Annotated in this window: 19 protein-coding genes; 15 read left to right on the forward strand and 4 right to left on the reverse strand. The window is 51.8% G+C overall.

What is annotated here, in order from left to right:
* Positions 1-18 precede the first annotated feature (18 nt).
* The 5 genes from secD (at position 19) to DFP94_RS00155 (ending at position 6,273) form a co-directional block, all read left to right on the forward strand.
* Positions 19-1,272 (forward strand): protein translocase subunit SecD, encoded by a 1,254-nt coding sequence (secD, locus tag DFP94_RS00135; protein WP_114494439.1) that lies wholly within the window; start codon positions 19-21, stop codon positions 1,270-1,272.
* The gene (gene secF, locus DFP94_RS00140) at positions 1,262-2,164 is read left to right on the forward strand and encodes a protein translocase subunit SecF (RefSeq protein WP_114494440.1); all 903 of its coding nucleotides are present in this window, start codon (positions 1,262-1,264) and stop codon (positions 2,162-2,164) included. Before secD ends, secF begins: the two co-directional genes overlap by 11 nt.
* Positions 2,165-2,305: 141 nt before the next feature.
* Positions 2,306-3,265: a cation diffusion facilitator family transporter gene (locus tag DFP94_RS00145; RefSeq protein WP_114494441.1), complete on the forward strand. Its 960-nt coding sequence runs from the start codon at positions 2,306-2,308 to the stop codon at positions 3,263-3,265.
* A gap of 35 nt (positions 3,266-3,300) precedes the next feature.
* On the forward strand, positions 3,301-5,709 hold the full coding sequence (recJ, locus tag DFP94_RS00150) for a single-stranded-DNA-specific exonuclease RecJ (protein ID WP_114494442.1): 2,409 nt from the start codon (positions 3,301-3,303) through the stop codon (positions 5,707-5,709).
* 45 nt (positions 5,710-5,754) lie between these two features.
* Complete coding sequence (locus DFP94_RS00155; RefSeq protein WP_114494443.1) at positions 5,755-6,273, forward strand: adenine phosphoribosyltransferase; 519 nt, start codon at positions 5,755-5,757, stop codon at positions 6,271-6,273.
* Positions 6,274-6,345: 72 nt separating this feature from the next.
* Here the strand turns inward: DFP94_RS00155 and uraA are convergent, their stop codons facing one another.
* A complete protein-coding gene (uraA, locus tag DFP94_RS00160; protein WP_114494444.1) occupies positions 6,346-7,635 on the reverse strand; it encodes a uracil permease in 1,290 nt (429 codons plus the stop codon).
* Positions 7,636-7,930: 295 nt separating this feature from the next.
* Here uraA and DFP94_RS00165 point away from each other — a divergent pair, with 295 nt between their 5' ends.
* From DFP94_RS00165 to DFP94_RS00205, 9 genes are all read left to right on the forward strand, one after another.
* Positions 7,931-10,108, forward strand: a complete 2,178-nt coding sequence (locus DFP94_RS00165) for a RelA/SpoT family protein (protein ID WP_114494445.1) — start codon at positions 7,931-7,933, stop codon at positions 10,106-10,108.
* Between the two features lie 48 nt (positions 10,109-10,156).
* Positions 10,157-10,603, forward strand: coding sequence for a D-aminoacyl-tRNA deacylase (dtd, locus tag DFP94_RS00170; protein ID WP_114494446.1), 447 nt, complete (start codon positions 10,157-10,159; stop codon positions 10,601-10,603).
* A 92-nt stretch (positions 10,604-10,695) separates the two neighbouring features.
* Positions 10,696-10,860 carry a hypothetical protein gene (locus DFP94_RS25315; RefSeq protein ID WP_181872975.1) on the forward strand — a complete coding sequence of 55 codons (165 nt, stop codon included), beginning with the start codon at positions 10,696-10,698 and terminating at the stop codon, positions 10,858-10,860.
* 120 nt (positions 10,861-10,980) lie between these two features.
* Positions 10,981-11,502 (forward strand): type 1 glutamine amidotransferase domain-containing protein, encoded by a 522-nt coding sequence (locus DFP94_RS00180; RefSeq protein ID WP_114494448.1) that lies wholly within the window; start codon positions 10,981-10,983, stop codon positions 11,500-11,502.
* Positions 11,503-11,569: 67 nt separating this feature from the next.
* The gene (locus tag DFP94_RS00185) at positions 11,570-12,049 is read left to right on the forward strand and encodes a hypothetical protein (protein ID WP_114494449.1); all 480 of its coding nucleotides are present in this window, start codon (positions 11,570-11,572) and stop codon (positions 12,047-12,049) included.
* A gap of 679 nt (positions 12,050-12,728) precedes the next feature.
* Positions 12,729-13,973 (forward strand): histidine--tRNA ligase, encoded by a 1,245-nt coding sequence (hisS, locus tag DFP94_RS00190; RefSeq protein ID WP_114494450.1) that lies wholly within the window; start codon positions 12,729-12,731, stop codon positions 13,971-13,973.
* A gap of 60 nt (positions 13,974-14,033) precedes the next feature.
* Entirely contained in the window at positions 14,034-15,812 is a 1,779-nt protein-coding gene (aspS, locus tag DFP94_RS00195; RefSeq protein ID WP_114494451.1) for an aspartate--tRNA ligase, read from the forward strand.
* A gap of 428 nt (positions 15,813-16,240) precedes the next feature.
* Positions 16,241-16,993, forward strand: a complete 753-nt coding sequence (locus DFP94_RS00200; protein ID WP_114494452.1) for a tRNA threonylcarbamoyladenosine dehydratase — start codon at positions 16,241-16,243, stop codon at positions 16,991-16,993.
* A 183-nt stretch (positions 16,994-17,176) separates the two neighbouring features.
* Complete coding sequence (locus DFP94_RS00205) at positions 17,177-19,327, forward strand: HelD family protein (RefSeq protein ID WP_114494453.1); 2,151 nt, start codon at positions 17,177-17,179, stop codon at positions 19,325-19,327.
* 5 nt (positions 19,328-19,332) lie between these two features.
* Here the strand turns inward: DFP94_RS00205 and DFP94_RS00210 are convergent, their stop codons facing one another.
* Both DFP94_RS00210 and DFP94_RS00215 read right to left on the reverse strand, forming a co-directional pair.
* Complete coding sequence (locus DFP94_RS00210) at positions 19,333-20,040, reverse strand: HNH endonuclease (RefSeq protein ID WP_114495705.1); 708 nt, start codon at positions 20,038-20,040, stop codon at positions 19,333-19,335.
* Between the two features lie 218 nt (positions 20,041-20,258).
* Positions 20,259-20,558, reverse strand: coding sequence for a CD3324 family protein (locus tag DFP94_RS00215; RefSeq protein WP_114495706.1), 300 nt, complete (start codon positions 20,556-20,558; stop codon positions 20,259-20,261).
* A 389-nt stretch (positions 20,559-20,947) separates the two neighbouring features.
* On the opposite strand from DFP94_RS00215, the gene DFP94_RS00220 reads away from it, so the two are divergent.
* Entirely contained in the window at positions 20,948-22,258 is a 1,311-nt protein-coding gene (locus tag DFP94_RS00220; RefSeq protein WP_114494454.1) for a replication-associated recombination protein A, read from the forward strand.
* A 355-nt stretch (positions 22,259-22,613) separates the two neighbouring features.
* Here DFP94_RS00220 and mnmA read toward each other — a convergent pair whose 3' ends face one another.
* Positions 22,614-23,753, reverse strand: a complete 1,140-nt coding sequence (gene mnmA / locus DFP94_RS00225) for a tRNA 2-thiouridine(34) synthase MnmA (RefSeq protein ID WP_114494455.1) — start codon at positions 23,751-23,753, stop codon at positions 22,614-22,616.
* Positions 23,754-23,978: the final 225 nt, after the last annotated feature.

Consider the following 23,978-nt stretch of genomic DNA (forward strand, 5'->3'; position numbering starts at 1 on the left):
AGGGGAAATAAGTACGGGATGAAAAGAATCATCGCATTCATAACCGTCGTGGTTGTCTCTGTCGGCATTATGGCCTGGTCAACCCCCGGCTTGCTGAACAATGTACATCTCGGCCTTGATTTAAAAGGCGGATTTGAGATTTTGTATGAAGCGACGCCGATGGAAGGCGGAGCAAAAGTATCCAAGGAGTCATTACTCAAGACAGCCCAAAGCCTTGAAGAACGGGCAAACAAACTGGGGACCAGCGAACCTGAGGTTACGACCGAAGGCACGAACCGCATTCGTCTCAAACTGGCTGGCGTAACGGACGAAGCCGAAGTCCGCAAACAAATGAAAGAACCGGCTTCGCTCACTTTCCGCAGTAAAGACGGAACGGAGAAGACCGCCGACGAATACAACAAAATCGAAATGATCGGTACGGACTTTACAGAAAATGGGGCCAAACTGGAATTTGGCCAGATGAGTGAACCCCTCGTTAGTATCAAAGTAAAGAGTAAAGACAAATTTGCCGAAGTGACCAAGCGTTTACTCGGTCAACCGCTGGCGATCTTTATGAATGATACATTGGTCTCCGACCCTGTGGTACAGGCTGTCCTCACGGACGGAACCGCCTCGATCAGCGTGGGCGGCGATCTTGATAAAGCCAAGGAACTGAGAGATCAAATCAACCTAGGCGCCCTGCCGCTCAAGCTTACCGAGAAATACTCGCAGAGCGTCGGCGCAACGCTAGGGAAGCAATCGCTAGACCAAACCATTGAAGCCGGCTTGATTGCCTCGGTGTTCATTTTGTTGTTCATGGTCGGTATGTACCGGGTTCCCGGTCTGGTGGCCGCATTTACTCTGATCGTTCATACTTGGCTGCTCATTCTAGTGTTTGTATGGGCTGACTTCACCTTGACTTTGCCGGGGATCGCGGCATTCATTCTCGGGATCGGGATGGCCGTGGATGCCAATATCATTACCAACGAACGGATCCATGAAGAAATGCGGACCGGTAAAAGCATCATGTCCGCCGTCAAAGCCGGGGACAAGCATTCTTTGCGCACCGTACTGGACTCGAATATTACGACCATCATCGTTGCGGCTGTCATGTACTGGTTCGGGACCGGTGCCGTCAAAGGCTTTGCGCTTGTCCTGATTGTGGAAATCGTGCTCAGTATCGCTACGAATGTTTACCTCTCCCGTTGGCTTCTAAACCTGCTGGTTAAGGCAGGGAAATTGTCGAAGCCGAAATACTTCGGTGTAAAGGAGAGTGAAATCCGTGAGCTTTAATAAAAACGTGAAAAGCTTCAATTTTGTTCATATAAGTAAATACTGCTACATGGTCTCGATCGCATTGACGATCATCGGGATCATTTGCCTGTCCTTGTTCGGATTGAATTACAGCGTTGATTTCCGAGCCGGTTCCAATGTGGATATTACGACTTCCCAAAAGCTGACGGAGGAACAGATCCATCCGGTTCTGGAAAAACTCGGCATTGCGGAAGGGACATTGGTAAGTCCGGGCGATGACCGTATGACTATCCGCTTCACTAATGTTCTTAACGAGGATCATGAATCCCAGTTGAAACAGGAAATTACGAAGCTTGACGAGTCGGCTTCGTTTGAAGTCAATACAGTGGATCCCGAAATGGCGAAGGAATTGGCCAGAAATGCCATCTATGCCGTGCTGATTTCTTGCCTTGGCATTATCATCTATGTCAGTATCCGGTTTGAATGGCGCTTCGCGGTGGCTGCGATCGTATCTTTGCTGCATGACGCTTTCTTGGTCGTCGCGGTTTTCTCCATTTTCCGCTTCGAAGTCGATCTGACATTCATTATTGCCGTTTTAACCATCATCGGTTACTCCATTAATGACACGATCGTTATCTTTGACCGGATTCGCGAAAACTTGCGTTTCAGCAAGCTGAAGTCGACAAGCGATTTGGCCGATCTCGTGAACAAAAGTATATCCCAGACGATTATGCGGTCCATTTACACCGCTTTGACGGTCTTTATCGCCGCGTTCTTCCTGTTCTTGCTTGGCGGGGAGTCGATCCGGATGTTCTCGCTGGCTATGGTCATCGGGCTTCTGTTCGGCGCATATTCAACTATTTTCATCGCCAGCCCGCTGTGGTTCGTTCTTAAGAGCAAACAAAAAAATAAGCCGGCCAAAGCATCCTAAAAACCTATATAAGGCCATTTTGCCTTTTGTTTGGCATGGTAGAGCCGCGTCGAAATGGACGCGGCTTTACGATTCTATATGTTAATAGCTCATAGCATTAATTTGCAGGGATTTTTTAAAAAGTGCTTCAGGAGGATTCATATGTCACGCGAACAAGCCGCTCCAGCCGCTTCCGCTGATTGGCTCGGCATTGCCAATCATATTGTCTTGGCCGCTTTCAAGGGCACGGTGGGTCTGCTGTTTGACAGCCGGGCTTTGCTGGCTGACGCTTTGTATTCGGCTTCAGATGCAGCTGCGATGGTGTCGGATAAACTCAAATTTAACCGGCAATCCATGAAAGGAAAAATGACTCATTCGAGATCTTTACCTGGAGGGGTTAAAGAGCCGCTGCTGGTTATTTTCCTGTCCGTTTTTTTGCTGATGGGAAGCTTCCAGATGGGCATCTCTTCGATTGCCGCTGTTTCAAAAGGAGAACTTGTCCCGCCGGGCTATATGGCCGGGGTCGCCATTGTAATATCCATAGCTCTTAAAGAAGCACTGTTTCAATATCAGTATCGCCAAGCGCGGAAACAGTCGGGAGAGCATACGCGATTTCTCATTGAAACACACCGTTATTCCTGGTATTCATCTGTCGCCGTCTTGATCGGCGTGTTTGGTACGATGACCGGACAAGCGATGGAATTGCCGGTTTTGCTCTATCTGGATCCGGTTGTAGCGCTGTTTGTGGCATGCCTGGTGCTTTGGCGGGTATACCGGATGGTGCGCGGATCCGTATACGGCTCTTTGATTTCCGTAATTCAGGAGGAAGACGCCACGCGCTTTATCGAAACCGTCCAAAGGGTGCATGGAGTCATTACCGTAGACGAGTTGATAGCTCAGGAAAACGGTCATTATGTGACGATAGCGGCTAGAATCAGCGTGAATCCCCGAATTACCGTCATGGAAGCGAATGAAATCGCGAGCCGGGCGAAAGTACTGCTCATGAACCGTTTCTCACATATCAGTGACGTGAGCATTCAAGTGTTGCCCTATGATCCCGGTTATCCTTATAAAAGTAACTGCGAGGGGTCCGGCGAAGACTTGCCAACCTTAATCCAGTAGTAATATTGGGCGGTCGAGAAAGAAGGTGTGTAATTTTGCTTCAGCCGAAATACCAATGGAAGACGCTCCCTTGCGATAAAGACGTTGCTTCCAGACTTGCGCAGCAATTGGACATTCCTCCGATTTTGGCTGCGTTAATGGTTACGCGGGGGATGGAAGATCCGCAGGCAGCCTCCCGTTTCCTTAAAGGCACGATGGAAGATTTGCATGATCCGTTCCTTTTGAGCGGCATGGCAGAAGCGGTCCCCCGCATCAGGCAGGCGGTTGACGACGGGGAGCGCATTTTAGTTTACGGGGATTATGATGCGGACGGAGTTTCTTCAACCTCATTGATGATCCATCTTATGCGACATTTGCAAGCCGACTTCGAATATTACATTCCCCATCGCTCCAAGGAAGGTTACGGACTGCATATTCACGCTCTGGAGCAAGCCAGGGAGCGCGGAGTAACGCTAGTGGTTACGGTCGATACCGGGATCAGCGCCGTCGAGCAAATCGCCTACGCCTCAAGTGCAGGAATGGACGTGATCGTGACCGATCACCATGAGCCTCCGGCCGTTCTTCCGGCTGCTTATGCACTTATTAATCCAAAGCTTCCCTATTGTCCTTATCCCTTTAAGGGATTGGCGGGCGTCGGGGTTGCCTATAAACTGGCCGTGGCTTTGCTGGGCAGTGAAGTTCCACGGGAATGGACCGAATTGGCAGCACTCGGAACGATCGCAGATTTGATGCCGCTTACCGGCGAGAACAGAGTCATTGTCACTTACGGGCTGGCATCCATGATGCACTCTGCTTTTCCGGGAATGACAGCACTGCTTCGCACCGCTGGCTGGAAATCCGGCGAAGTGACGGCTACCAACATTGCCTTCGGCCTCGCCCCGCGCATCAATGCCAGCGGGCGGATGAGTCATGCCAGTGCAGCGGTGGAACTGCTGACCACCCAAAGCTTGGAAGAGGCCGAGCGGGCTGCCCTTGATCTGGATCTCATGAACAAGCAGCGTCAAGCATTGGTCGAGGCCATCGTTCAAGAGGCGATGGTTGAGTTGGAAGCGAAGGAGGCCGCCGGACGGCTTCCGGATGTGATCGTCGTCGCGGGGGAAGGATGGAACGTCGGCGTAGTCGGCATCGTTGCCTCGAAAATTCTGGAACGGTATTATCGCCCCACACTCGTATTGGGCATTAACTCGGAGACTGGGGAATGTAAAGGCTCCGCCCGGTCCATCCCGGGCCTGGATATTTATGAGGCGTTAACGCATTGCGCCGATTTACTGGACCATTTCGGCGGTCATCCTGCAGCGGCAGGGATGTCCTTGAACCGGGAGTCGCTTGCCGACTTCGACCGGCGTCTGAACGAATTCGCGTCCGGGGTACTGCAGCCGGAGCATTTTATGCCGGTCATGCGAAGTGACCTGGAATGCTCCCTGCAAGAGATTACCCTTCCGGTCATTGAGCAAATGGAGCTGCTGGCTCCATTCGGAATGGAAAATCCTTGTCCACGGTTGCTGATCCGCGGCGTGAAACTGATCGAATCCAGGCAGATGGGCAAGGACGGCAAGCATTTGCGGCTAACGATAAGCCAAAACGGGAAAACGGTGGAAGCGGTTGCCTTTGGGAAAGGTGATTTGGATTTCCTGCTATCGGAAGAAGCGGTCCTTGATATCATAGCGGAAGCAAGCATTAACGAATGGAACGGTTCCCGCAAACCGCAGTTATTGATTCAGGATTTGGGCGTTTCCCATATGCAGGTCTATGATTACCGCGGCTCACGAAGTCCCGTCGTCAAAATGAACGAACTGGGAAGCAATCTGGCAAAATGGAATTTTTGCGGACCGGGGACGGCGGCGGCTGTGGCGAATCCTGGCTCTCCGTTCCTAAAGGGACATGACGATTTGAATGAACCCGCAATATGGGTATATGATAGGAGAGTCGGCGTTAGTCCGGCGGATTCCGAATCGGATCCGAAGAGGGCTGAGGATATCAAAACGCTGTTTATTTTGGAAATGCCGGAATCCCCTGTGGAATGGAACGGCATGCTGTCCTTGTTCGGTTCGCTGGAAAGAGTATATTTACTCCATCCGAAAACTCCGGTTCAGGAATTGATAGAACCACCATCCCGGGACAAATTCAAAAACGTATACGCCCTTCTTAGAAGCCTTGCTCCCGAGGGTCTTAGAGAAGAAGATTTAATTACCGCGCTAAAAGCTCGCACCTCCTTGTCCGGACGCATGCTTATCCTGATATTGGACGTTTTTGAGGAACTTGGCTTTATTGCGAGAACTTCGGGAATAGTAACAGTGACGTCATCCCCGTCCAAGCGCGAATTGGAAACCTCAACGAGGTACAGAGAACTGGGGCGGCTGGCAGAAATGGAACGGATTCTGCTGCATGCACAGGTTCCGCAGATTACGGAATGGATGCAAGTCCGGACACAAGGGGCTTCATAACCATATACTTATTAAGCTTTGCATATTTTCTAGGAGGAGATTTTATTGGATTTCAAAGACTATATCCGGGTTATTCCCGATTTCCCGCAACCAGGCATCAGCTTTAAGGACATTACAACCTTATTGAACGACGGGGAGAAGTACCGTCTGGCGATCGACCAGTTGAAAGAGCTCGTTTCCGATCTGAAGATCGATCTGATCGCCGGCCCGGAAGCCCGCGGCTTCGTTGTCGGTGCACCGCTGGCTTATGCCCTGGGCGTAGGATTTGTCCCTATCCGCAAAAGCGGCAAATTGCCTTATGAAACCATTGAGGTAGGATACGATCTCGAATACGGTAAGGACACGCTTGCCATGCACAGCGATGCCATCAAGCCGGGGCAAAATATCCTGATCGCCGATGATCTTCTCGCTACGGGAGGTACGATCTCCACTTCGGTCAATCTTGTCCGTCAGCTTGGGGGAAATGTAGTCGGAACCGCCTTCCTGATCGAGCTCGGCGAACTGAACGGACGTGCAAAGCTGCCGGGTATCGATGTATTCACCCTGGTACATTACGATTATTAATTACATGAACTGTAAATAAAGAAGCTGTCCTCAAGGTTAAACTTGAGAGACAGCCTTTTTATTTACAGCGGCTTAGTGAGCCGCTTCATCCTTATCATTGGACCAGCCAAGCACTTGAATCAATTTAAAGAACAAGCTGAGCACGATGCCGACGATGGTGGCCAAAGCCATCCCTTTCAGTTCGATATGGCCCATAGTCAGCTTGGTTCCGCTGAGTCCGATGACCAGAACAATCGTCGCGAGCAGCATATTGGTCGGTTTGGAGAAATCGACCTTTTGCTCTACAAAGATCCGCAGACCAGAAGCCGCGATGACTCCGAACAGAAGCAGGGATACACCGCCCATGACCGGCTCCGGAATAAAGGCGATGATCGCGGAAAATTTGCCCGAGAAAGATAGCAGAATCGCAAAAATGGCTGCACCGCCGATGACGAAGATGGAATAGACCTTTGTCAACGCCATGACCCCGATATTTTCGCCGTAAGTGGTATTGGGAGTGGAACCGACGAAGCCGGACAGGATGGTCGATATCCCGTTCCCGAACAACGAGCGGTGCAGACCGGGATCTTTGGATAGATCTTTACCTACGATGTTGCTCGTTACAAGCAAATGCCCGATGTGCTCGACAATTACGACCAGGGCAACCGGGATAATGGTGATGATTGCGGAAATATCCCATTGCGGTGTAGTAACGGTAGGGAGCGAGAACCAATTGGCTTCAGCAATGGCTGTGGTATTCACTTCTCCAAGTATATACGCAAGGACGTAACCGACCACAATTCCGATCAGGATATGAATGATTTTTGGAAAACCGCGGAACAGGACGGCACCGAGCACGGTGACACCGAGGGTAACCAAGGACAACAAGATGCTGGTTGAGTCCGGTGTCCATGCCTGGGCAGGGTTTTTCGAGATCCATCCTGCCATGCCGGCGGCTACCGGAATCAGTTCGAGACCGATCAAGGCCACGATGGCGCCCATGGCTGCCGGCGGGAACACGACATCGATCCAGGACGTGCCGGCATACTTGGCCACCAATCCGACCAATACGAAGATGACGCCGGTCACGATGAAGGCACCCAGTGCCAGCGAATAACCGTTATCGGGATGTGCAACCAGAACCAAAGTTACCGGGGAAATGAAAGCAAAGCTGGAGCCGAGGTAAGCGGGGATTTTTCCTCTACAGATGAAAATGTAAAGCAGGGTTCCGATACCGTTCATCAGCAGAATCATGCCGGGATCGACCCCGAACAGATTCGGCACAAGCACGGTGCTGCCGAACATGGCGAATAGATGCTGCAAACTCAGCAGGACGCCGGGTCCTAAAGAAACTTTTTCATTAACTTGGATTTCGCGCTGCAAACAAGGTCACTCCTCTATTTTTTCACGGTTAATGATAACTATCCTTAATAGATTAATTAGATTGCAGTCATTTTACAACATAAAAATTTATAAAGAGCGGGTTTATTCTACAAATTCTCCTAAAGAAAATACCAGCATACATGGAAAGGGCTCACGGGGTTATTTGTGAACAGGGCTGGTAACGGTCTGCTTTTTCGCAACATACCATGGCTAAGAGTTGACGGAAGAAGGCGCAAGAGTCATAATTATAGGAAATCAAAATTGGGGATTATAGAAAGGAATCGAGCAGGATTCAATGGGCATAGAGCGATTACTTGAAAAGGCGTCGGCCTATATAAAACAACCGGACCTGGAGCACATTCGGGAAGCCTATGATTTCGCGGAGCAGGCCCATCACGGACAAGTGCGCAAATCCGGGGAACCATATATTCTGCATCCTTTAGCGGTTGCGGAAATTGTCGTCAATATGCAGATGGATATCTTGTCCATTATTGCTGCGTTGCTTCATGACGTTGTAGAGGACACAACCGTTTCCCTGAAGGAAATTGAAGAGCATTTCGGCCAAGACTGCGCCATGCTTGTCGACGGGTTGACCAAACTGGAACGGATCAAGTTCCAGTCCAAGGAAGAACAGCAAAATGAGAATTACCGGAAAATGTTCATCGCTATGGCGCAGGACATCCGCGTCATTGTCATTAAGCTTGCGGACCGTCTCCACAATATGCGTACGTTGAAATATCAATCCGAGGAGAGCCAGCGGCGCATCGCGTATGAAACGCTGGAAATTTTTTGTCCGATTGCAAATCGGCTCGGGATATCGGCGATCAAATGGGAGATGGAAGATATTGCGCTCCGGTACTTGAATCCGCAGCAATATTACCGGATCGCTAATTTGATGCGGAAAAAAAGAGCGGAACGCGAAGAATATATCGATAGCGTCATTGCACGCATTTCCGAGAAGCTGGATGAGATGGGGGTCGAAGCCGATTTATTGGGCCGTCCCAAGCATATCTATAGCGTCTATAAGAAGATGACCACAAAAAACAAACAGTTCAATGAGATTTATGATCTGCTCGCGATTCGGGTTATTGTCGACAATATTAAGGATTGCTATGCGACTTTGGGCATTATTCATACATTATGGAAACCGATGCCTGGCCGCTTTAAGGATTATATAGCCATGCCGAAGGCCAATATGTACCAGTCGTTGCACACAACGGTTGTGGGACCTAATGGCGAGCCGACCGAAGTGCAAATCCGCACCTGGGAGATGCACCGGACCGCAGAATACGGGATTGCGGCGCACTGGGCTTATAAGGAAGGTCCGGAAAGCGGCGGTCCTGAGAAAAGAATGACCTTTTTCAACGAAATTTTGGAACTCCAGCACGAGGCCAAGGATGCATCGGAATTCGTGGAGTCGCTTAAAATGGATTTTTTCACGGATTTGGTGTTCGTGTTTACTCCATCCGGCGAAGTGATCGAGCTGCCTTCGGGATCGGTGCCTTTGGATTTTGCCTACCGGATTCATACCGAAGTCGGCAACCGGACGATCGGCGCCAAGGTGAACGGCCGGATCGTTCCCCTGGATCACAGACTGAAGACCGGGGATATCATCGAAATTCTGACGTCCAAACATTCTTACGGGCCGAGCCAAGACTGGCTCAAAATCGCCCAGTCCTCCCATGCCCGCAGCAAAATCAAGCAGTGGTTCAAGAAGGAGAAGCGGGAGGAAAATGTTGAAAAGGGACGCGAAGCGATCGAGCGCGAGCTGAAACGTGCAGGCATTGAACCGTCCGCCTGGATGTCCGATGACAAGCTGATGGAAGCCTGCAAAAAGTTCGCCTTCAACGATATCGACGACATGCTGTCCGCAGTCGGCTTTGGCGGTATTACCGCCGCTCAGATCACGACGAAACTGACGGAGAAGCTCCGCAAAGAACAGGAAGAGAGCAACTCGATCGAGCTTACTTCGGAAGTGAAGGAAGTCAAAGCTGCGCCGGAAGAGCGGAAGCAGCGTCCGACGAACGGTGTTGTGGTGAAAGGGATCGATAATCTGCTCGTTCGCTTTGCCAGATGCTGCAATCCGGTTCCAGGCGACGACATCGTCGGTTATATTACGCGTGGCCGCGGCGTCTCCGTACACCGCAGCGACTGTCCGAACATTCCAAACGGCAGTGACGACGAGGAAGCAGCCCGCGTCATCGATGTGGAATGGGAAAGCGCCATTGAGGCCAACTACAGCGTCGATATCGAGATTACGGGACACGATCGGCGCAATTTCCTGAACGAAGTGCTTCAGGCCGTGTCGGAAAGCAAAACGAATATTTCGGCGGTTTCCGGACGGTCGGATAAAAATAAAATGGCGCTTGTCCATATGACGATTCTGATCCGGAATACGGATCATCTGCAATCCGTGGTGGAAAGAATCAAGCGCGTGAAAGACGTTTATACGGTGCACCGGATTATGCAATAACGTGCAAGAAACCGGAGCATCCCATCAGCACATGAGGAGCAAAACAGCATGAAAATAGTGGTCCAACGCTGTAAGAAAGGCAAGGTGGTGGTCGGTAACGAAACTATCGGGTCCATCGGCCAAGGCCTCGTTTTGCTGGTAGGAATTACGCATGGGGATAACGAAAAGGATGCGGCATACCTTGCCGACAAAATCGCGGGATTACGCATTTTTGAAGACGAGGACGGTAAGATGAATCTCAGTGTAGCGGAGATCGGCGGAGCCATTTTGTCGGTTTCGCAGTTTACACTGTACGGGGACTGCCGGAAGGGCAAACGCCCTAGTTTTACCAACGCCGCGAAGCCGGATATCGCAGCCCCGCTTTATGACCGGTTTAACGAACTTCTTCGTCAAAAAGACCTGGTTGTGGAAACCGGAAAATTCGGCGCCGATATGGATGTGGAGTTTACGAATTGGGGGCCGGTTACGCTCATTTTGGAGCATCCCTTGGTTTGAGTTTGGTTGCTTTACGGGATAAGGGATTCTTTTATTGGACAACCTGTGGGTATGCTGTGAAAAACGTCCGCATAAAGGAGTTCCTGATCTCAATGCGTCAATCTTTAAAATCGCGGATTTGGCAGGGGTCTCCCTTGCTCACCGCGGGTGGTCGAAACGAAGCGCAGGCTCTGGCGCGCTCCGCACAGGCCGAGGAACTGAAGGCCGTTCGGGAAATCAGACCCTCGGGGGAATATGTCCCCCGGCCGGGAAGCTAAAGAGGCGAAGAAAAAAAGGGATCGGGGAAAGGGAAACCCGGTGCCTTTTTTGTTGTGTTATAAAGCAAGGCCATTCGGGTAATAACAAGCGAAAGACACTTCCGGGAGGAGAACGAACTCATGAGCAAAGTAGCTTTTTTGCTTGCGAACCAATTTGAAGATTCGGAAATGCAGGTTCCATACGATGAAGTGAAGAAAGCCGGTCACGAGGCAGATATCATCGGTCTTAAAGCCGGGGAAACTTTAAAAGGCAAACAAGGCAAGGTCGAATATACGGCAGATAAGGGAATCGCCGAGGTGAAGGCGGAAGATTACGAGGCCGTGGTTATTCCCGGCGGGTCTTCCCCTGAAAATCTCAGACTGGACCTAGGGATTTTGGAATTTGTCGCAAACGCCGATAAATCCGGCAAGCCGATTGCCGCGATCTGCCATGGTCCGCAAATTATGATTAGCGCCGGTTTATTGAAGGGCAGAACGATCACCTGCTATCCGCCATTGCAGGACGATATGGTAAATGCAGGCGCAAAGTTCCGCGACGAGGAGGTCGTCGTTGACGGCAACTTCGTAACTTCGCGAACACCGAAGGACGAGCCCGCATTTGTACGGGAATTGTTGGGAAAGTTGCAGTCGGGAGCCAAGTGATTATTTAAGGCTAGACCACTTGGGACTGGAAAGAAAATATTTGCAGTTCAAAAAGGAGAGATTGAACATGGCCAAGCATATTCAAGCGTATTTCAGGAGTGAAGACCAGGCGGAAGGGGCAAGGACAAGCTTGCTCCCCTTTGAAATGGAACAGGTTGAGGTCAGTTCGCTGGATCATTCGATCGGCAGAAGCCACAATATTCTCGTTCCCTTACTCCCTGTTAACAGCACAACTGTTAACACAGGCGGAACGTATGGTGCCGTAGGCATACCGGGAACCGTATCCGCGCAAGGAGTGCTGCCGGTAGTAGCGATGGGAGACAAGGATGCCGAAGACGGCAAAATCAACGGCGAGCGAGTCGATACCGAACGGGATCGTCCCAATTTCGATTCGGAACTGGATCCCGTAACCGACGTTACTGGTGTAAGTGATGATGATTACAGAAACTTGAAGTATGTATTGACTGCCAAAGTCAGGGAGGCGGATTATGACGATATCGTTCATAAACTGCGTTTGCAAGGGGCGTTTGTCGAACATCTGGATTGAAGGCACCGCCCTTTTGCAACAAAAAAGCCGGTTCCGCAATTTCTTGTAATGTAACTGTAATATTAGTTTCATGTTCCTTTAACATAGCCTGTTTATAATAACAACATGACCCCCTTTTTTATATAACCTTTGGACCTGTGCCCCGTTGGTGCAGGTTTTTTTCTTTGTTCTTACTTGACTTTGTTACTGCAATTCCTTAAAATCAGGAAATATACAGTTTCATACCGATTCTACGACGGGACAAAGTACTTTAACCCCACACCCGCAGAGAGGAATTCCTGCCTTGACGGTTTGGCAATTCATTTGAGAATTGCAGTCTGAAAAAGGTTGGCTGGAAGGATTCCGGTGATGATTGAACGAAAGACTTCCTCGAGAACCGACGGCAAAATGCGCGGAGTTATGACAGCAATTTCTCCGGCAAAGTAGACGTACGGCGCAGGCGGGCGTTACACCGCTATGAAGCGAATACTTCATCACATGCAGAGATCGGCGAGATGACTCGATCTGTTTGTAGCTATGAGTTGGGTATTCGGAATGTGGGTGGCACCACGGGTAAATTGGAAATCCAATCTCTCGTCCCTGTTGTAATTAAACAGGAACGGGAGTTTTTTATTTTTCAGGGTGTTTTTACGCTAATGTAAGAAGAAAACGATAAATGCAAAAGATGGAGGATGGGGACATGGCGTTTCAAAAACCTACGGGTACTCAGGATTTGCTGCCGGGTACTGTGGAGAAATGGCAGTTGATCGAAGAGAAGGCCCGGGACCTGTGCCGGCGTTTTAATTACCGGGAAATACGGACGCCGATTTTTGAACAGACTTCGTTGTTTGAACGGGGTGTGGGCGAAACGACGGACATCGTGGAGAAGGAAATGTATACCTTCCAGGACAAAGGTGAGCGGTGGATGACGCTGCGACCGGAAGGGACAGCCGGCGTCGTCCGTTCTTATGTGGAAAATAAACTGTACGGGGAGCCTGATGTAACCAAGCTATACTATATCGGACCCATGTTCCGGTATGAGCGACCTCAGGCTGGACGCCAGCGCCAGTTCCACCAGTTCGGGGTCGAGGCGTTCGGGGCGACCGATCCGGCAATCGATGCGGAAGTTGTGGCATTAGGTTTTCAGTATTGCCGCGAGCTTGGTCTCAAAGACGTAAAAGTGGAGATTAACTCGGTAGGCAACCCGGCCAGCCGGGAGGCGTACCGCGAGAAGCTGCTGGCCTTCCTGAATCCGATGAAGGACAGCCTGTGCAAGGACTGCCAGTCCCGGATGGAACGGAATCCGCTGCGGGTGCTGGACTGCAAGGTCGATCAGGACAAATTCGGTGGGGCACCGTCGATTCTGGATAGTCTTGATGAGGAATGCATCGCCCATTTTGCCAAGGTTCAGGAACTGTTGACGGCGATGGAAGTGGATTATGTCATCAATCACCGGCTGGTACGCGGGTTGGATTATTACACGCATACCGCGTTTGAATATAAAGCCCAGGGCATCGGCGCGATTGACACGATCGGAGGCGGCGGCCGGTACAACGGCCTGGTGGCCGAAGTCGGAGGACCCGACCAGCCCGGCATCGGCATGGCGCTCGGCATGGAGCGGATCGCGCTCATTCTCGAGAAGCAGGAAATCGGGTTGAGCGGCATCCAACCGCTCGACGTTTATCTCGTTGCCTTAGGGGAGGCCGCCGATAAGGAAATTACGACCCAGCTGTTCCATTTGCGCAAAGCCGGCTTCTCTGCCGAGAGGGATTACCTTGGCCGTAAAATGAAAGCACAGATGAAATCCGCCGACCGCATGCAGGCCCGTTATACGGCCATTCTTGGAGACGATGAGCTGGAGCGCGGGGAAATCGCGCTGAAATCGATGGAAACCGGAGAACAGCGTACCGTTAAACTTGCGGAACTTGTGAATGAACTGAAATAAACGCATGAAATGGATATAAGTTTTTATAAAAATATATTTACGAAGGAGTTACAAACTGTTATGAAACGTACTCATCAATGCGGCACACTTAGCACCGCAAACATCGGAGAAACCGTAACACTAAACGGTTGGGTTCAAACCCGCCGCGATCTCGGGGGCGTCCTGTTTATTGATTTGCGAGATCGCAGCGGACTCGTCCAAATCGTTTTCAACCCGGCTTATTCAGGAGAAGCGTTGCAAGTCGCCGATAAAGTGCGCAGCGAATACGTGCTTGCCGTCAGCGGCAAAGTTGTAAAACGGGACACCGAAACCGTCAACCCGAATTTGCCGACCGGTGAAATCGAAGTGCAAATTACGGAGATCGAAGTGCTGAATGCGGCTAAAACGCCTCCGTTCTTTATCGAAGACGGCGTCGAGGTGGATGAATCGCTTCGCTTGAAATACCGTTACCTGGACCTGCGCCGTCCGGAAATGCAAAAAACGCTTTGGCTTCGTTCCAAAGCTTCTAAAGTCTTCCGCGATTTCCTGGACGGCGAAGGCTTTATCGATGTGGAAACCCCGATCCTGACGTTGAGCTCGCCAGAAGGCGCTCGGGATTATCTCGTGCCAAGCCGCGTACATCCCGGCGAATTCTTCGCTTTGCCGCAATCGCCGCAATTGTACAAACAGCTGCTGATGGTGAGCGGCGTTGAACGCTACTATCAGATCGCCCGCTGCTTCCGGGACGAGGATTTGCGCGCTGACCGCCAGCCGGAGTTTACGCAGGTCGACATCGAGACCTCCTTCCTCAGCCGGGACGAGCTGTTGGATTTGATGGAAAAGCTGGTTGTCCGCCTGTTCAAGGAAACGAAGGGGATCGATATTCCTACGCCGTTCCAGCGCCTCAGCTATGCCGATGCCATGGGCAAGTACGGTTCGGACAAACCGGACCTGCGTTTCGGTCTTGAGCTTGTGAATGTGAGCGACCTCGTGGCTGCCAGCGGCGTGAAGGTGTTCGCTTCCGTGATCGAAAAAGGCGGGGAAGTGAAAGTTCTGAATGCCAAAGGCTGCGGTACCTGGAGCCGGAAGGACATCGACGATCTCGGTCCGTTCGCGGCGCGTTACGGAGCGAAGGGACTTGCGTGGATTCAAGTGAAGGAAGGGGAATTCAAGGGCCCGATCGTCAAATTCTTCACCGAGCAGGAAATCGAAGCTATCAAGGAACGCACGGGCGCTGAAGAAGGGGACTTGCTGCTCTTCTCGGCGGACAACAAAAAAGTGGTTGCCGACGTTTTGGGCGCGCTTCGCTTGAAAATCGGCCGCCAGCTAGGCCTGATCGACGATAATATTTATAAATTTGCCTGGGTTGTCGACTTCCCGTTGCTCGGCTGGGACGAAGAACAGAAACGTTACGTTGCGGAGCACCATCCGTTCACCCGTCCACGCGAAGAAGATTTGCATTTGTTCGAGACCGACCCTGGACAGATTCTGGCGCAAGCCTATGACCTCGTATTGAACGGTTATGAAGTAGGCGGCGGATCCATGCGGATTTACAAGCGCGATATTCAAGAGAAAATGTTCGATGCGATCGGAATTTCGCCTGAAGAGGCACAAGAGAAGTTCGGTTATTTGCTGGATGCATTCGAGTACGGTACGCCTCCGCACGGCGGCATCGCCTTCGGCTTGGACCGTCTGGTCATGCTGCTGGCGGGACGCTCGAATCTGCGGGAGACGATCGCCTTCCCGAAAACGGCAAGCGCCACCGATCTGCTTATGAATGCACCGTCCGAAGTGGATCCGCGTCAATTGGAGCAGCTTCATATCAAGCTGGCCAAAAAGCCCGTTGAAGACAAAAAGTAAATCCGGGACTGAATAGACATGATACTGATGAAGCGCGGGGGATTAATCCCCCGCGTTTTTAAATTTGTATTGGCAAATATCCGAGGTGCGTAACAGGGACAAACTCCTGAAACTTAGTCTTACATAGCGGAGAGTCACTTATTCCGGTCGGGATTTCCGGAATTTCCGAGGGCCTCAGCTTGGGGGCATCTTGAGGAACGGCGGTCGGGATGGTATTATGACAAACAGGACAATCATCTGTATGTTAAGCTGCAGTTGACCGATCACGCAGGAGCGGATTTCATCGTCAAGGTTAATTCCGGTTTTGCGGACAGGCTGCTAAGCTGCTCCCCTTGGATCTCCTTACCTCAGGATCTCTGCAGATGATGCTAAAACATGAATGGCCTATCAAAAAGGATGAGCCAAACCTATCTGGGAGGTAGCAAACCATGCTTCATCAATTTTCACGGACAGAGCTGGCCATTGGAGCCGATGGCCTCGACGTTTTAAAAAAGAGTACGGTAGCGGTGCTCGGTATCGGCGGCGTGGGTGCTATGGCGGTCGAAGGGCTGGCGCGAACCGGAATCGGACGTATTATACTGATCGATAAGGACGTTGTCGATATCACCAATATTAACCGGCAGATTCACGCCTTGACGACGACGATCGGCCAGAAGAAAGCGGATCTGATGTGCGAAAGGGTCAAGCTGATCAATCCGGAGTGCGAGACGATCGCCTTGAATATGTTTTACACCGATGAGACCTATGAAGAACTGTTTAAATATGATATCGACTATGTGCTGGACGCCTCGGATACGATTATTTACAAAATCCATCTGATCAAGGAATGCCGAAAACGCGGGATTTCAATCCTCTCCAGCATGGGCGCTGCAAATAAGATGGACCCGACGAAGTTCCAGGTCGCCGATATTTCCAAAACCCATATGGACCCGATGGCTCGCGTGATCCGTACCAAGCTGCGGGAAGACGGGATCAAAAAGGGTGTCAAGGTCGTATTCTCCACAGAACAGCCGGTTAAACCGCGGGCAGATGTAACGGAGAAAATCGCGCCGGCCGGAGCGAAAATCCGCAAGGCCAAGCAGCCGCCGGCCAGCAATTCGTTCGTGCCGCCTGTCGTGGGCTTAATCATGGTCAGCGTAGCCGTGCGGGAACTGCTTGAAGCGGAGGAAGCCCGGGGATGAGACCGGAGCTGATCCATGAGCTCTGATTGACAAAGAACTTACGCAGACCCGGGATTTCCCGGGTCTGCATTTTTGCCAGTCATTCGCTTTTTCCGTGCATGAATGCTATAATATAACTCCTTTTGACTTCGGAAGAGCATGCCGGAGAGCAGACGGAATAAGAACCTTAGGAGGTAACTGAAAGTGGACCATTTTCAAAGTGCCTATCAAGAAGAGAAAGAGCGGCTGGACCGCACTCTCCGCGATATTGACAACCAGTTGAGAGCGCTGCGGAGCATTCCCGTCTACACAGGGCATGACTTTACCGAGCAGGTGCTGGAAGCAGGCAGGGAATCTCACAGGCAGCAGCTCGAACGGTCGATCCGTGAGCCCTATTTCGGACGGCTGGATTTTGAGGAGCAGGGGAAAGAAGCGCAGCCCCTTTATATCGGCAAGGTTGGCGTGGGGGATCAAGACGGAGGAAAGCCGGTCGTCATCGATTGGCGCGCTCCGGTGGCAAGCCTGTTTTATTCTTTTACCGGCGGTGATTCTGCCGCTTACGAAGCTCCCGAAGGCCTGATTGAGGGCCTTGTCTATTTGAAGCGGAACATCGTTATTCGCAAAGGAATCTTGGAACGGGTAGTGGACACTTACAACAAGGACAGTGAAGGCCCGGCGGTTTCGGATGAATTTCTCGTTTATCGTCTCGGGGAGAACAAAGACAACCGTTTGCGCGACATCGTGTCAACGATTCAGGCGGAGCAGGATCTTATTATCCGGGCCGCCAGAAATACCGCACTAATTATTCAAGGGGTGGCCGGTAGCGGAAAAACAACCGTAGCGCTGCACAGGCTCGCCTTTTTGCTGTACCAGTACAAGGAGCAAATCAAGGCGGAGCGGATGGTAATCTTTGCCCCGAACCATATGTTTATCGATTATATTTCCGAAGTCTTGCCGGAATTAGGAGTTGGCGACATTCAGCAGAGTACCTTCGGTGATTGGGCGGCCCGGGTACTTGGGCTTGACCAGGCCCCAACCGATGGGCCGGAAAGTCTGGCTCGTTGGTTTGATGGCGGGGACAAGCGGGGTGACGCTTCCAAGGATATGGAACTACCGGGAAGGTTCAAAGGTGCGATTGCGTTTAAGTCTGTACTTGACGGCTATCTGGAAGAGGTTGAATCCGGCTGTGTACCCGAGCTCGATTTCGAACCATGGGATGGTACGAAGCTGTCGCGTCAAACCATTGTTGAATGGTTTGAAGGAGAATACCGGCATTATCCCGTCGCCCGTCGTAAAGAGCGCGTACTGGCCCGGATTCACCGTTGGGCGGAAATGGAACTGAAGAAATCTCCTTCAGCCGCCGCACTGAAAGAGCGGAAGAAGAAAGCGCAACAGCGGGAAAAAGCGTACGCCAAAAAATGGCCGGAGCTTGAAGCCGTGGCACTGTATAAGGGACTGTTTCATTCCGTCTCCGCCAAAGCCAAAACTTCTTCCGGACACGATCTTGTGTTCGGGATCCCGAAAGAGATTGTAAAAGAGACGCAGACATACCTGAAAAAAGGTATCATCCAAGAGGAAGATCTGGCGGCGCTACTCTATCTGTACTCCCGAATCCATGAAATTGAAGGGAATATGACTTTTGACCATGTCGTGATCGATGAAGCCCAGGATTTCAGCCCGTTACAGGTTGCCGTGCTGGACCGGTTTGTGAGAGGCCATTCCTTTTCCATCTTGGGGGATTTGTCCCAAGGGATTCACTATTATAAAGGAGTCCGTAGCTGGAATGAGATGCAGGCGCTGTTCGCGCCGGAGGAAACGGCTTATTTCGCTTTGACGCGAAGTTACCGGTCGACGATGGAAATTATCGATTTTGCCAACGAAATTTTGAAGCGGGGCGTAGGGACGGAACTGCTGGCCGTGCCGGTATTCCGCAGCGGAGAACCGGTGCGGTTGAAACCGGCTGCAGAGGAAGTGCGGTTGGCGGCTATATCGGATGTTTTGAAGCAGGTACTGTCAGGCAGCCATCGAACGATAGCCTTATTGACCCGGACGATGGAGGAAGCGGAGCAACTGCATGCCTATTTGAATGAAGCAGGCATGGGCGCCAATCTGATTGGCGGAGACCAGAGACGATATACGGGCGGGATTTCCGTGCTCCCGGTCTATCTCTCCAAGGGGCTGGAGTTTGATGCCGTAATCGTGACCGATGTGGACCGGGAACATTACGGCCCGGGTGACGCACGTCTCCTTTATGTCGGCTGCACGCGGGCCCTGCATGAACTCTGGCTGCTGCATGGCCAGGATTTGCCGGTTTACGTTCCCGGGCCTCAGGAGGACACCGGGACAGCGGTTTAGCGGGTCTATTCCCCGATAAAATCCTCCAGGCGCTGGTCGGCTTTGCTTTGGTTGCATTCGTTGCAGGCGCATACACAGTTCATCGGCGTGGTATGCCCTCCCTTGGCTTTCGGCAGCAGATGGTCGATCGTATCGCCGTAGCCGCCGCAAAAGAAACAGGTATGGCGGTCGCGCGCGAGGATGTAGCGGCGAAATGCCTTATTGCTGTATAGGCGGCGGATCGTATGGCGATTTACTACGACCGCGGCATGCTCCTTAACCAAGGTGACGGCCAGTTCAAGGTCAACTTCCTGATGCCAGCGGCTGCCTTTGTCCGTGCGTCCGCGCATGCGGATTTTGCCCTGCCGGTTCGGTCGCAGTACGGAAGCGTCTGGGCCTTCTACGGGAAGCGGGGACGGCAAGGCTCGTGTTGTCCGGCGCTGAGGCTTAAACAGCGGTTCCGGCGTCGGGAAATGCGAATGCGCTGCTTCTCGCGACGGCATTTCAAGGCTCGGATCGGTTCCCATTGGGAATGCCGCTGTTTGCTCCAGTTTTTTCAGTTGGGCCCGGCAATTACGGCACGTGCCGCGGCGCGAGCCCTTGGCGGAACGCTTGCCGGTTCTTCTAAGGAAATCGGACACGGGCTTAATCTCGCCGCAGCGCGCGCAACGTTTGGAGCCCGCCTGGGAATCTATGCGGCTTGGTCGGCCTTGATTATCTTGGTTTATCTGCATCGTCCGGTTACCTCGATTCAATGGAGTTCCGCTTTCGTTGTTGATCATTATGTATATTATACCTTCTGCCTGCTTTAACTCCTACCGTGCTTGAAAAAAATGAATAAATAAACATATGAAGCAGCCCATGGGGCTCCTTCATTCGCTCAGTACATGATTGCGACTTTGGAGACAACAATAAAGGCCGCCCAAAACTTGCTTTGGGACGGCCTCTTGGCTTATTCGGTAACGGTCGCCGCTTCTCTGAGCGAGGAGCGTATTTTGCAAACAATTTTACGGATGCTTTCATCGGATAGAAAGAACCTTTCCGCCAAATCGCTGACGGAATGTCCGGTGCGATAGAGCCGGAATATTTCTTCGTTTCTTTTGGCCATTGATGTGCGGGTTCCGCTGAGTTCTCCCCATAACGCTCTGGAGCAATCCGGTTTGGGGATATAGAGCAGTTCGCCTTGAATATAATCCTGGAGCTCTTTCAGCAGCCTAGGGGGAAGCACATCCTTCCCGTTTTTGTAGTTCACGATCATGATCCTCCTTGATCCGTTCTGTTGATGACGGTGTGGGTTGGAAAACTTGAGTGTACATGGTCGTAAATCCCCCTTTCGGCATAATTTGAATTTCCTTATTTTCCTTAACTTGCATCTATCTTAACATAGACCGGTTCAAACGGAAATAAGAGGGGCAATAAGCCCCTCGTTGCATGAGCTTCCGCGTTACGCGGAAGCCACCTCACTCACTGTAATCACTTCGATCAGCCCCCTTTTCCAGTGATTCGTCGGCCCGACATCTATATTAACTCATATTCCCTGACCGGAAGGAAGCTAAAGAACGTTTATAAATGTTTTTTACCGGGCGTGTGCTAGAATAGATAGAGTATATTGGACAAACAATGATTCAAGGAAGTGAAGTCATGGATTTATTCTCCTATCACCAGGATCAGGATCCATCCGGACGGCTGCTTGCCGACCGAATGCGTCCTACCACCCTGGACGAGTATATAGGGCAGGAAAGCATCGTCGGTCCCGGAAAATTATTGCGGCGAGCGATCGAAGCGGATCAGGTTTCATCTATCCTGCTTTATGGTCCGCCGGGATGCGGCAAAACGACGCTAGCCCACATTATATCGAATCATACGCAGGCTGAATTCATCCGGCTCAATGCGGTCGATGCGTCCGTTAAGGACGTTCGCGAGGTCATCGAGAAAGCGCAGAATGATAAGGCTTTTTACGGCACGAAAACGATCCTGTTTCTCGACGAGGTACACCGCTTCAACAGTTCGCGGCAGGACGCCTTGCTGCCGGCGGTGGAGAAGGGGACGATCATTTTTATCGGCGCGACGACGGAGAACCCGTTCCATTATGTCAACGGGGCCTTGCTGAGCCGTTCGACGCTCTTTCAGTTGGAGCCGCTGACGAAGGACCATTCGCTGATCGCGATGCGGCGGGCGCTGAGCGATCGGGACAAGGGCCTCGGCTTTATGAAGCTCGAGGCCACGGAAGAGGCGCTCCAGCACATTGCGGAGATGGCCAACGGCGATATCCGCCGGGCCCTGAACGCGCTGGAGCTGGCCGCGATGACGACGCCGCCGGACGAGGGCGGCACCGTCTGCATTACGCAGGAGGTGGCGGAGGAATCGATCCGCCGCCCCCTGGTCAAAGCGGATGAGTCGACGCAGTACGACGTCCTCTCCGCGTTCCACAAGAGCATCCGCGGCTCCAGCGATGCCGCGCTGTTCTGGTTTCTCTACGCGGTAGAGAAACTGGGCATGGACCCGATGACGTTCATCCGGCGGCTGATTGCCGCCGCGAGCGAGGACATCGGGCTTGCCAATCCCCAGGCCATGGTGCAAGCGGTAAGCGCCCTGGATGCTTACCGCAACAACGGCTGGCCTGAAGCGAAGCTGAACATCGCCCAGGCGATTCTGTTCGCCGTGGAGAGCCCGAAGTCGAACGCCGTCGTAGCGGCGATCTCAAACGCAATGTCGGCCATGGACGAAGTCAAGTCGGCCGAAGTGCCGCTGCATTTGCGGGACGCCCATTATAAAGGGGCGGTCAAGCTCGGACACACCGGATACAAGTATCCGCACAATTTCCCCGGCCATTACGTGAAGCAGGATTACTTGCCGCCGAATCTGGCCGGCCGGAGCTTCTATAATGCGACCGAGCAGGGAAATGAAAGCAAGATTCGGCATAACCAGGAGCTACGGCGCAGGGACGATTAGTCTGGGCTGGTTAGGAACGGCCCGGAACAGGGACATTTTCCTCGTAACGGCAAATTAACTGGATTTCCTCCAGCTAATTTACCGTTTTTACCGCATTTACACGGATTAACTGGAAATCCTCCATCTATTTCGGAGGTTTTACGTAAAGAGCAGCGTATTCGGCCGAAGGAACTGTAGGTTTTACAGCTAATGAAGCGCCAATAGCCGATTTCCCGATAATTGTAGGTTATCCGGTTAATTGGGCCTTATTTATCACTCAGCAAAAAGAAGCACCTGCACTTTCCGGCGTCTGATTGCCGGAAAAGCGGGTGCTTTATCTATTTTGTCGCTCAAATTATTTTGATTGCTCCTGAAATTACCGGTGCAAGCCCAGTTCGGGAACGGGCAGCTTTTCAGGCACTTCAATGATGCCGCCGCCGAGGCAGACTTCGCCATCATAAAATACGACCGCTTGCCCTGGCGTAATCGCCTTTTGCGGTCCGTCGAACTGCACGAACACGGTGCCGTCTTCCCGCGCCGTTAGGGTCACGCCTTGATCCGGTTGGCGGTACCGGAATTTGGCGGTGCATTTGAAAGGCCCTTGCGGCAACTGGTCCGTTCCGGCGATCCAGTTGATGTCCGAGGCGGTCAACCCGGTGGAGTAGAGGCTCGGATGCGTGTCTCCTTGCACGACGTAAAGGATGTTCCGCTCGAGATCTTTTTCGGCGACAAACCACGGCTCGCCCGAGCCGGATCCGCCGATGCCAAGGCCTTGCCGTTGGCCGAGCGTGTAATACATCAGCCCGTCATGCCGGCCTTTGACCTCGCCGGTGACGATGTCGACCATCTCTCCCGATTTGGCCGGCAGATAATGGCTCAAAAATTCGCGGAAATTGCGTTCCCCAATGAAGCAGACGCCCGTACTATCTTTTTTCTTGGCGGTATAAAGTCCTGCTTCTTCCGCGATCCGCCGCACTTCCGGTTTAGGAAGGTGACCAATCGGAAACATGGCTTTGGACAGCTGCTCCTGATTTAGCGCGTTCAAAAAGTAGGTTTGGTCTTTGTTGCTGTCCACGCCCCGCAGCAGTTTGTAAGTTCCGCTTTCTTCCACAACGCGGGCGTAATGCCCGGTGGCTACGAAATCGGCGCCGAGATCCAGCGCCTTGTTCAGAAACTCGCCGAATTTGATTTCGCGGTTGCACATGACATCCGGGTTCGGCGTGCGGCCCCGCTTATATTCCTCCAGGAAATAGGCAAATACTTTATCGTAGTATTCTTTTTCGAAATTGACGGTATAGTACGGGATGTCGATCTGCTCGCAGACGCGGCGAACATCTTCGGCATCCGCTTCCGCCGTGCAGTAGCCGAACTCGTCCGTATCGTCCCAGTTTTTCATGAATATGCCGATTACGTCATACCCCTGCTGTTTCAGCAGAAGCGCGGTAACCGATGAATCGACACCGCCGGACATGCCGACGACGACGCGGGTTTCATGTATGGGTTTGGTCTTGGTCATTTCATCACTCCTTCAGGCGCCTTGGCCTGACGTTATTTTACCATAGGCGGACGATCACTTCGAGCCGATGGTTGAAGCGGCGCGAAACCTTCGAACTTTCGCTAAATTATTGTCCGCGCCCGGCGAACAAATTATATAATTTATTCACCGATTTATTTTCCAAAACGAGATGGGATATGTTACGATAAACAAAGGTTAATGATAGGAATAGATGTATATGGAAAT

This window comes from Fontibacillus phaseoli (genome assembly GCF_003337355.1).
GTDB lineage: Bacteria > Bacillota > Bacilli > Paenibacillales > Paenibacillaceae > Fontibacillus > Fontibacillus phaseoli.

Excerpts from the sequence above, each read along its gene's own strand:
- DFP94_RS00185 (WP_114494449.1), top strand. The coding sequence starts at position 11,570 with ATGGCCAAGCATATTCAAGCGTATTTCAGGAGTGAAGACCAGGCGGAA.
- dtd (WP_114494446.1), top strand. The coding sequence starts at position 10,157 with ATGAAAATAGTGGTCCAACGCTGTAAGAAAGGCAAGGTGGTGGTCGGT.
- hisS (WP_114494450.1), top strand. The coding sequence starts at position 12,729 with ATGGCGTTTCAAAAACCTACGGGTACTCAGGATTTGCTGCCGGGTACT.
- DFP94_RS00210 (WP_114495705.1), bottom strand. The coding sequence starts at position 20,040 with ATGCAGATAAACCAAGATAATCAAGGCCGACCAAGCCGCATAGATTCC.
- aspS (WP_114494451.1), top strand. The coding sequence starts at position 14,034 with ATGAAACGTACTCATCAATGCGGCACACTTAGCACCGCAAACATCGGA.
- DFP94_RS00165 (WP_114494445.1), top strand. The coding sequence starts at position 7,931 with ATGGGCATAGAGCGATTACTTGAAAAGGCGTCGGCCTATATAAAACAA.
- DFP94_RS00145 (WP_114494441.1), top strand. The coding sequence starts at position 2,306 with ATGTCACGCGAACAAGCCGCTCCAGCCGCTTCCGCTGATTGGCTCGGC.
- mnmA (WP_114494455.1), bottom strand. The coding sequence starts at position 23,753 with ATGACCAAGACCAAACCCATACATGAAACCCGCGTCGTCGTCGGCATG.
- DFP94_RS00180 (WP_114494448.1), top strand. The coding sequence starts at position 10,981 with ATGAGCAAAGTAGCTTTTTTGCTTGCGAACCAATTTGAAGATTCGGAA.
- DFP94_RS00200 (WP_114494452.1), top strand. The coding sequence starts at position 16,241 with ATGCTTCATCAATTTTCACGGACAGAGCTGGCCATTGGAGCCGATGGC.
- DFP94_RS00220 (WP_114494454.1), top strand. The coding sequence starts at position 20,948 with ATGGATTTATTCTCCTATCACCAGGATCAGGATCCATCCGGACGGCTG.
- secD (WP_114494439.1), top strand. The coding sequence starts at position 19 with ATGAAAAGAATCATCGCATTCATAACCGTCGTGGTTGTCTCTGTCGGC.
- DFP94_RS25315 (WP_181872975.1), top strand. The coding sequence starts at position 10,696 with ATGCGTCAATCTTTAAAATCGCGGATTTGGCAGGGGTCTCCCTTGCTC.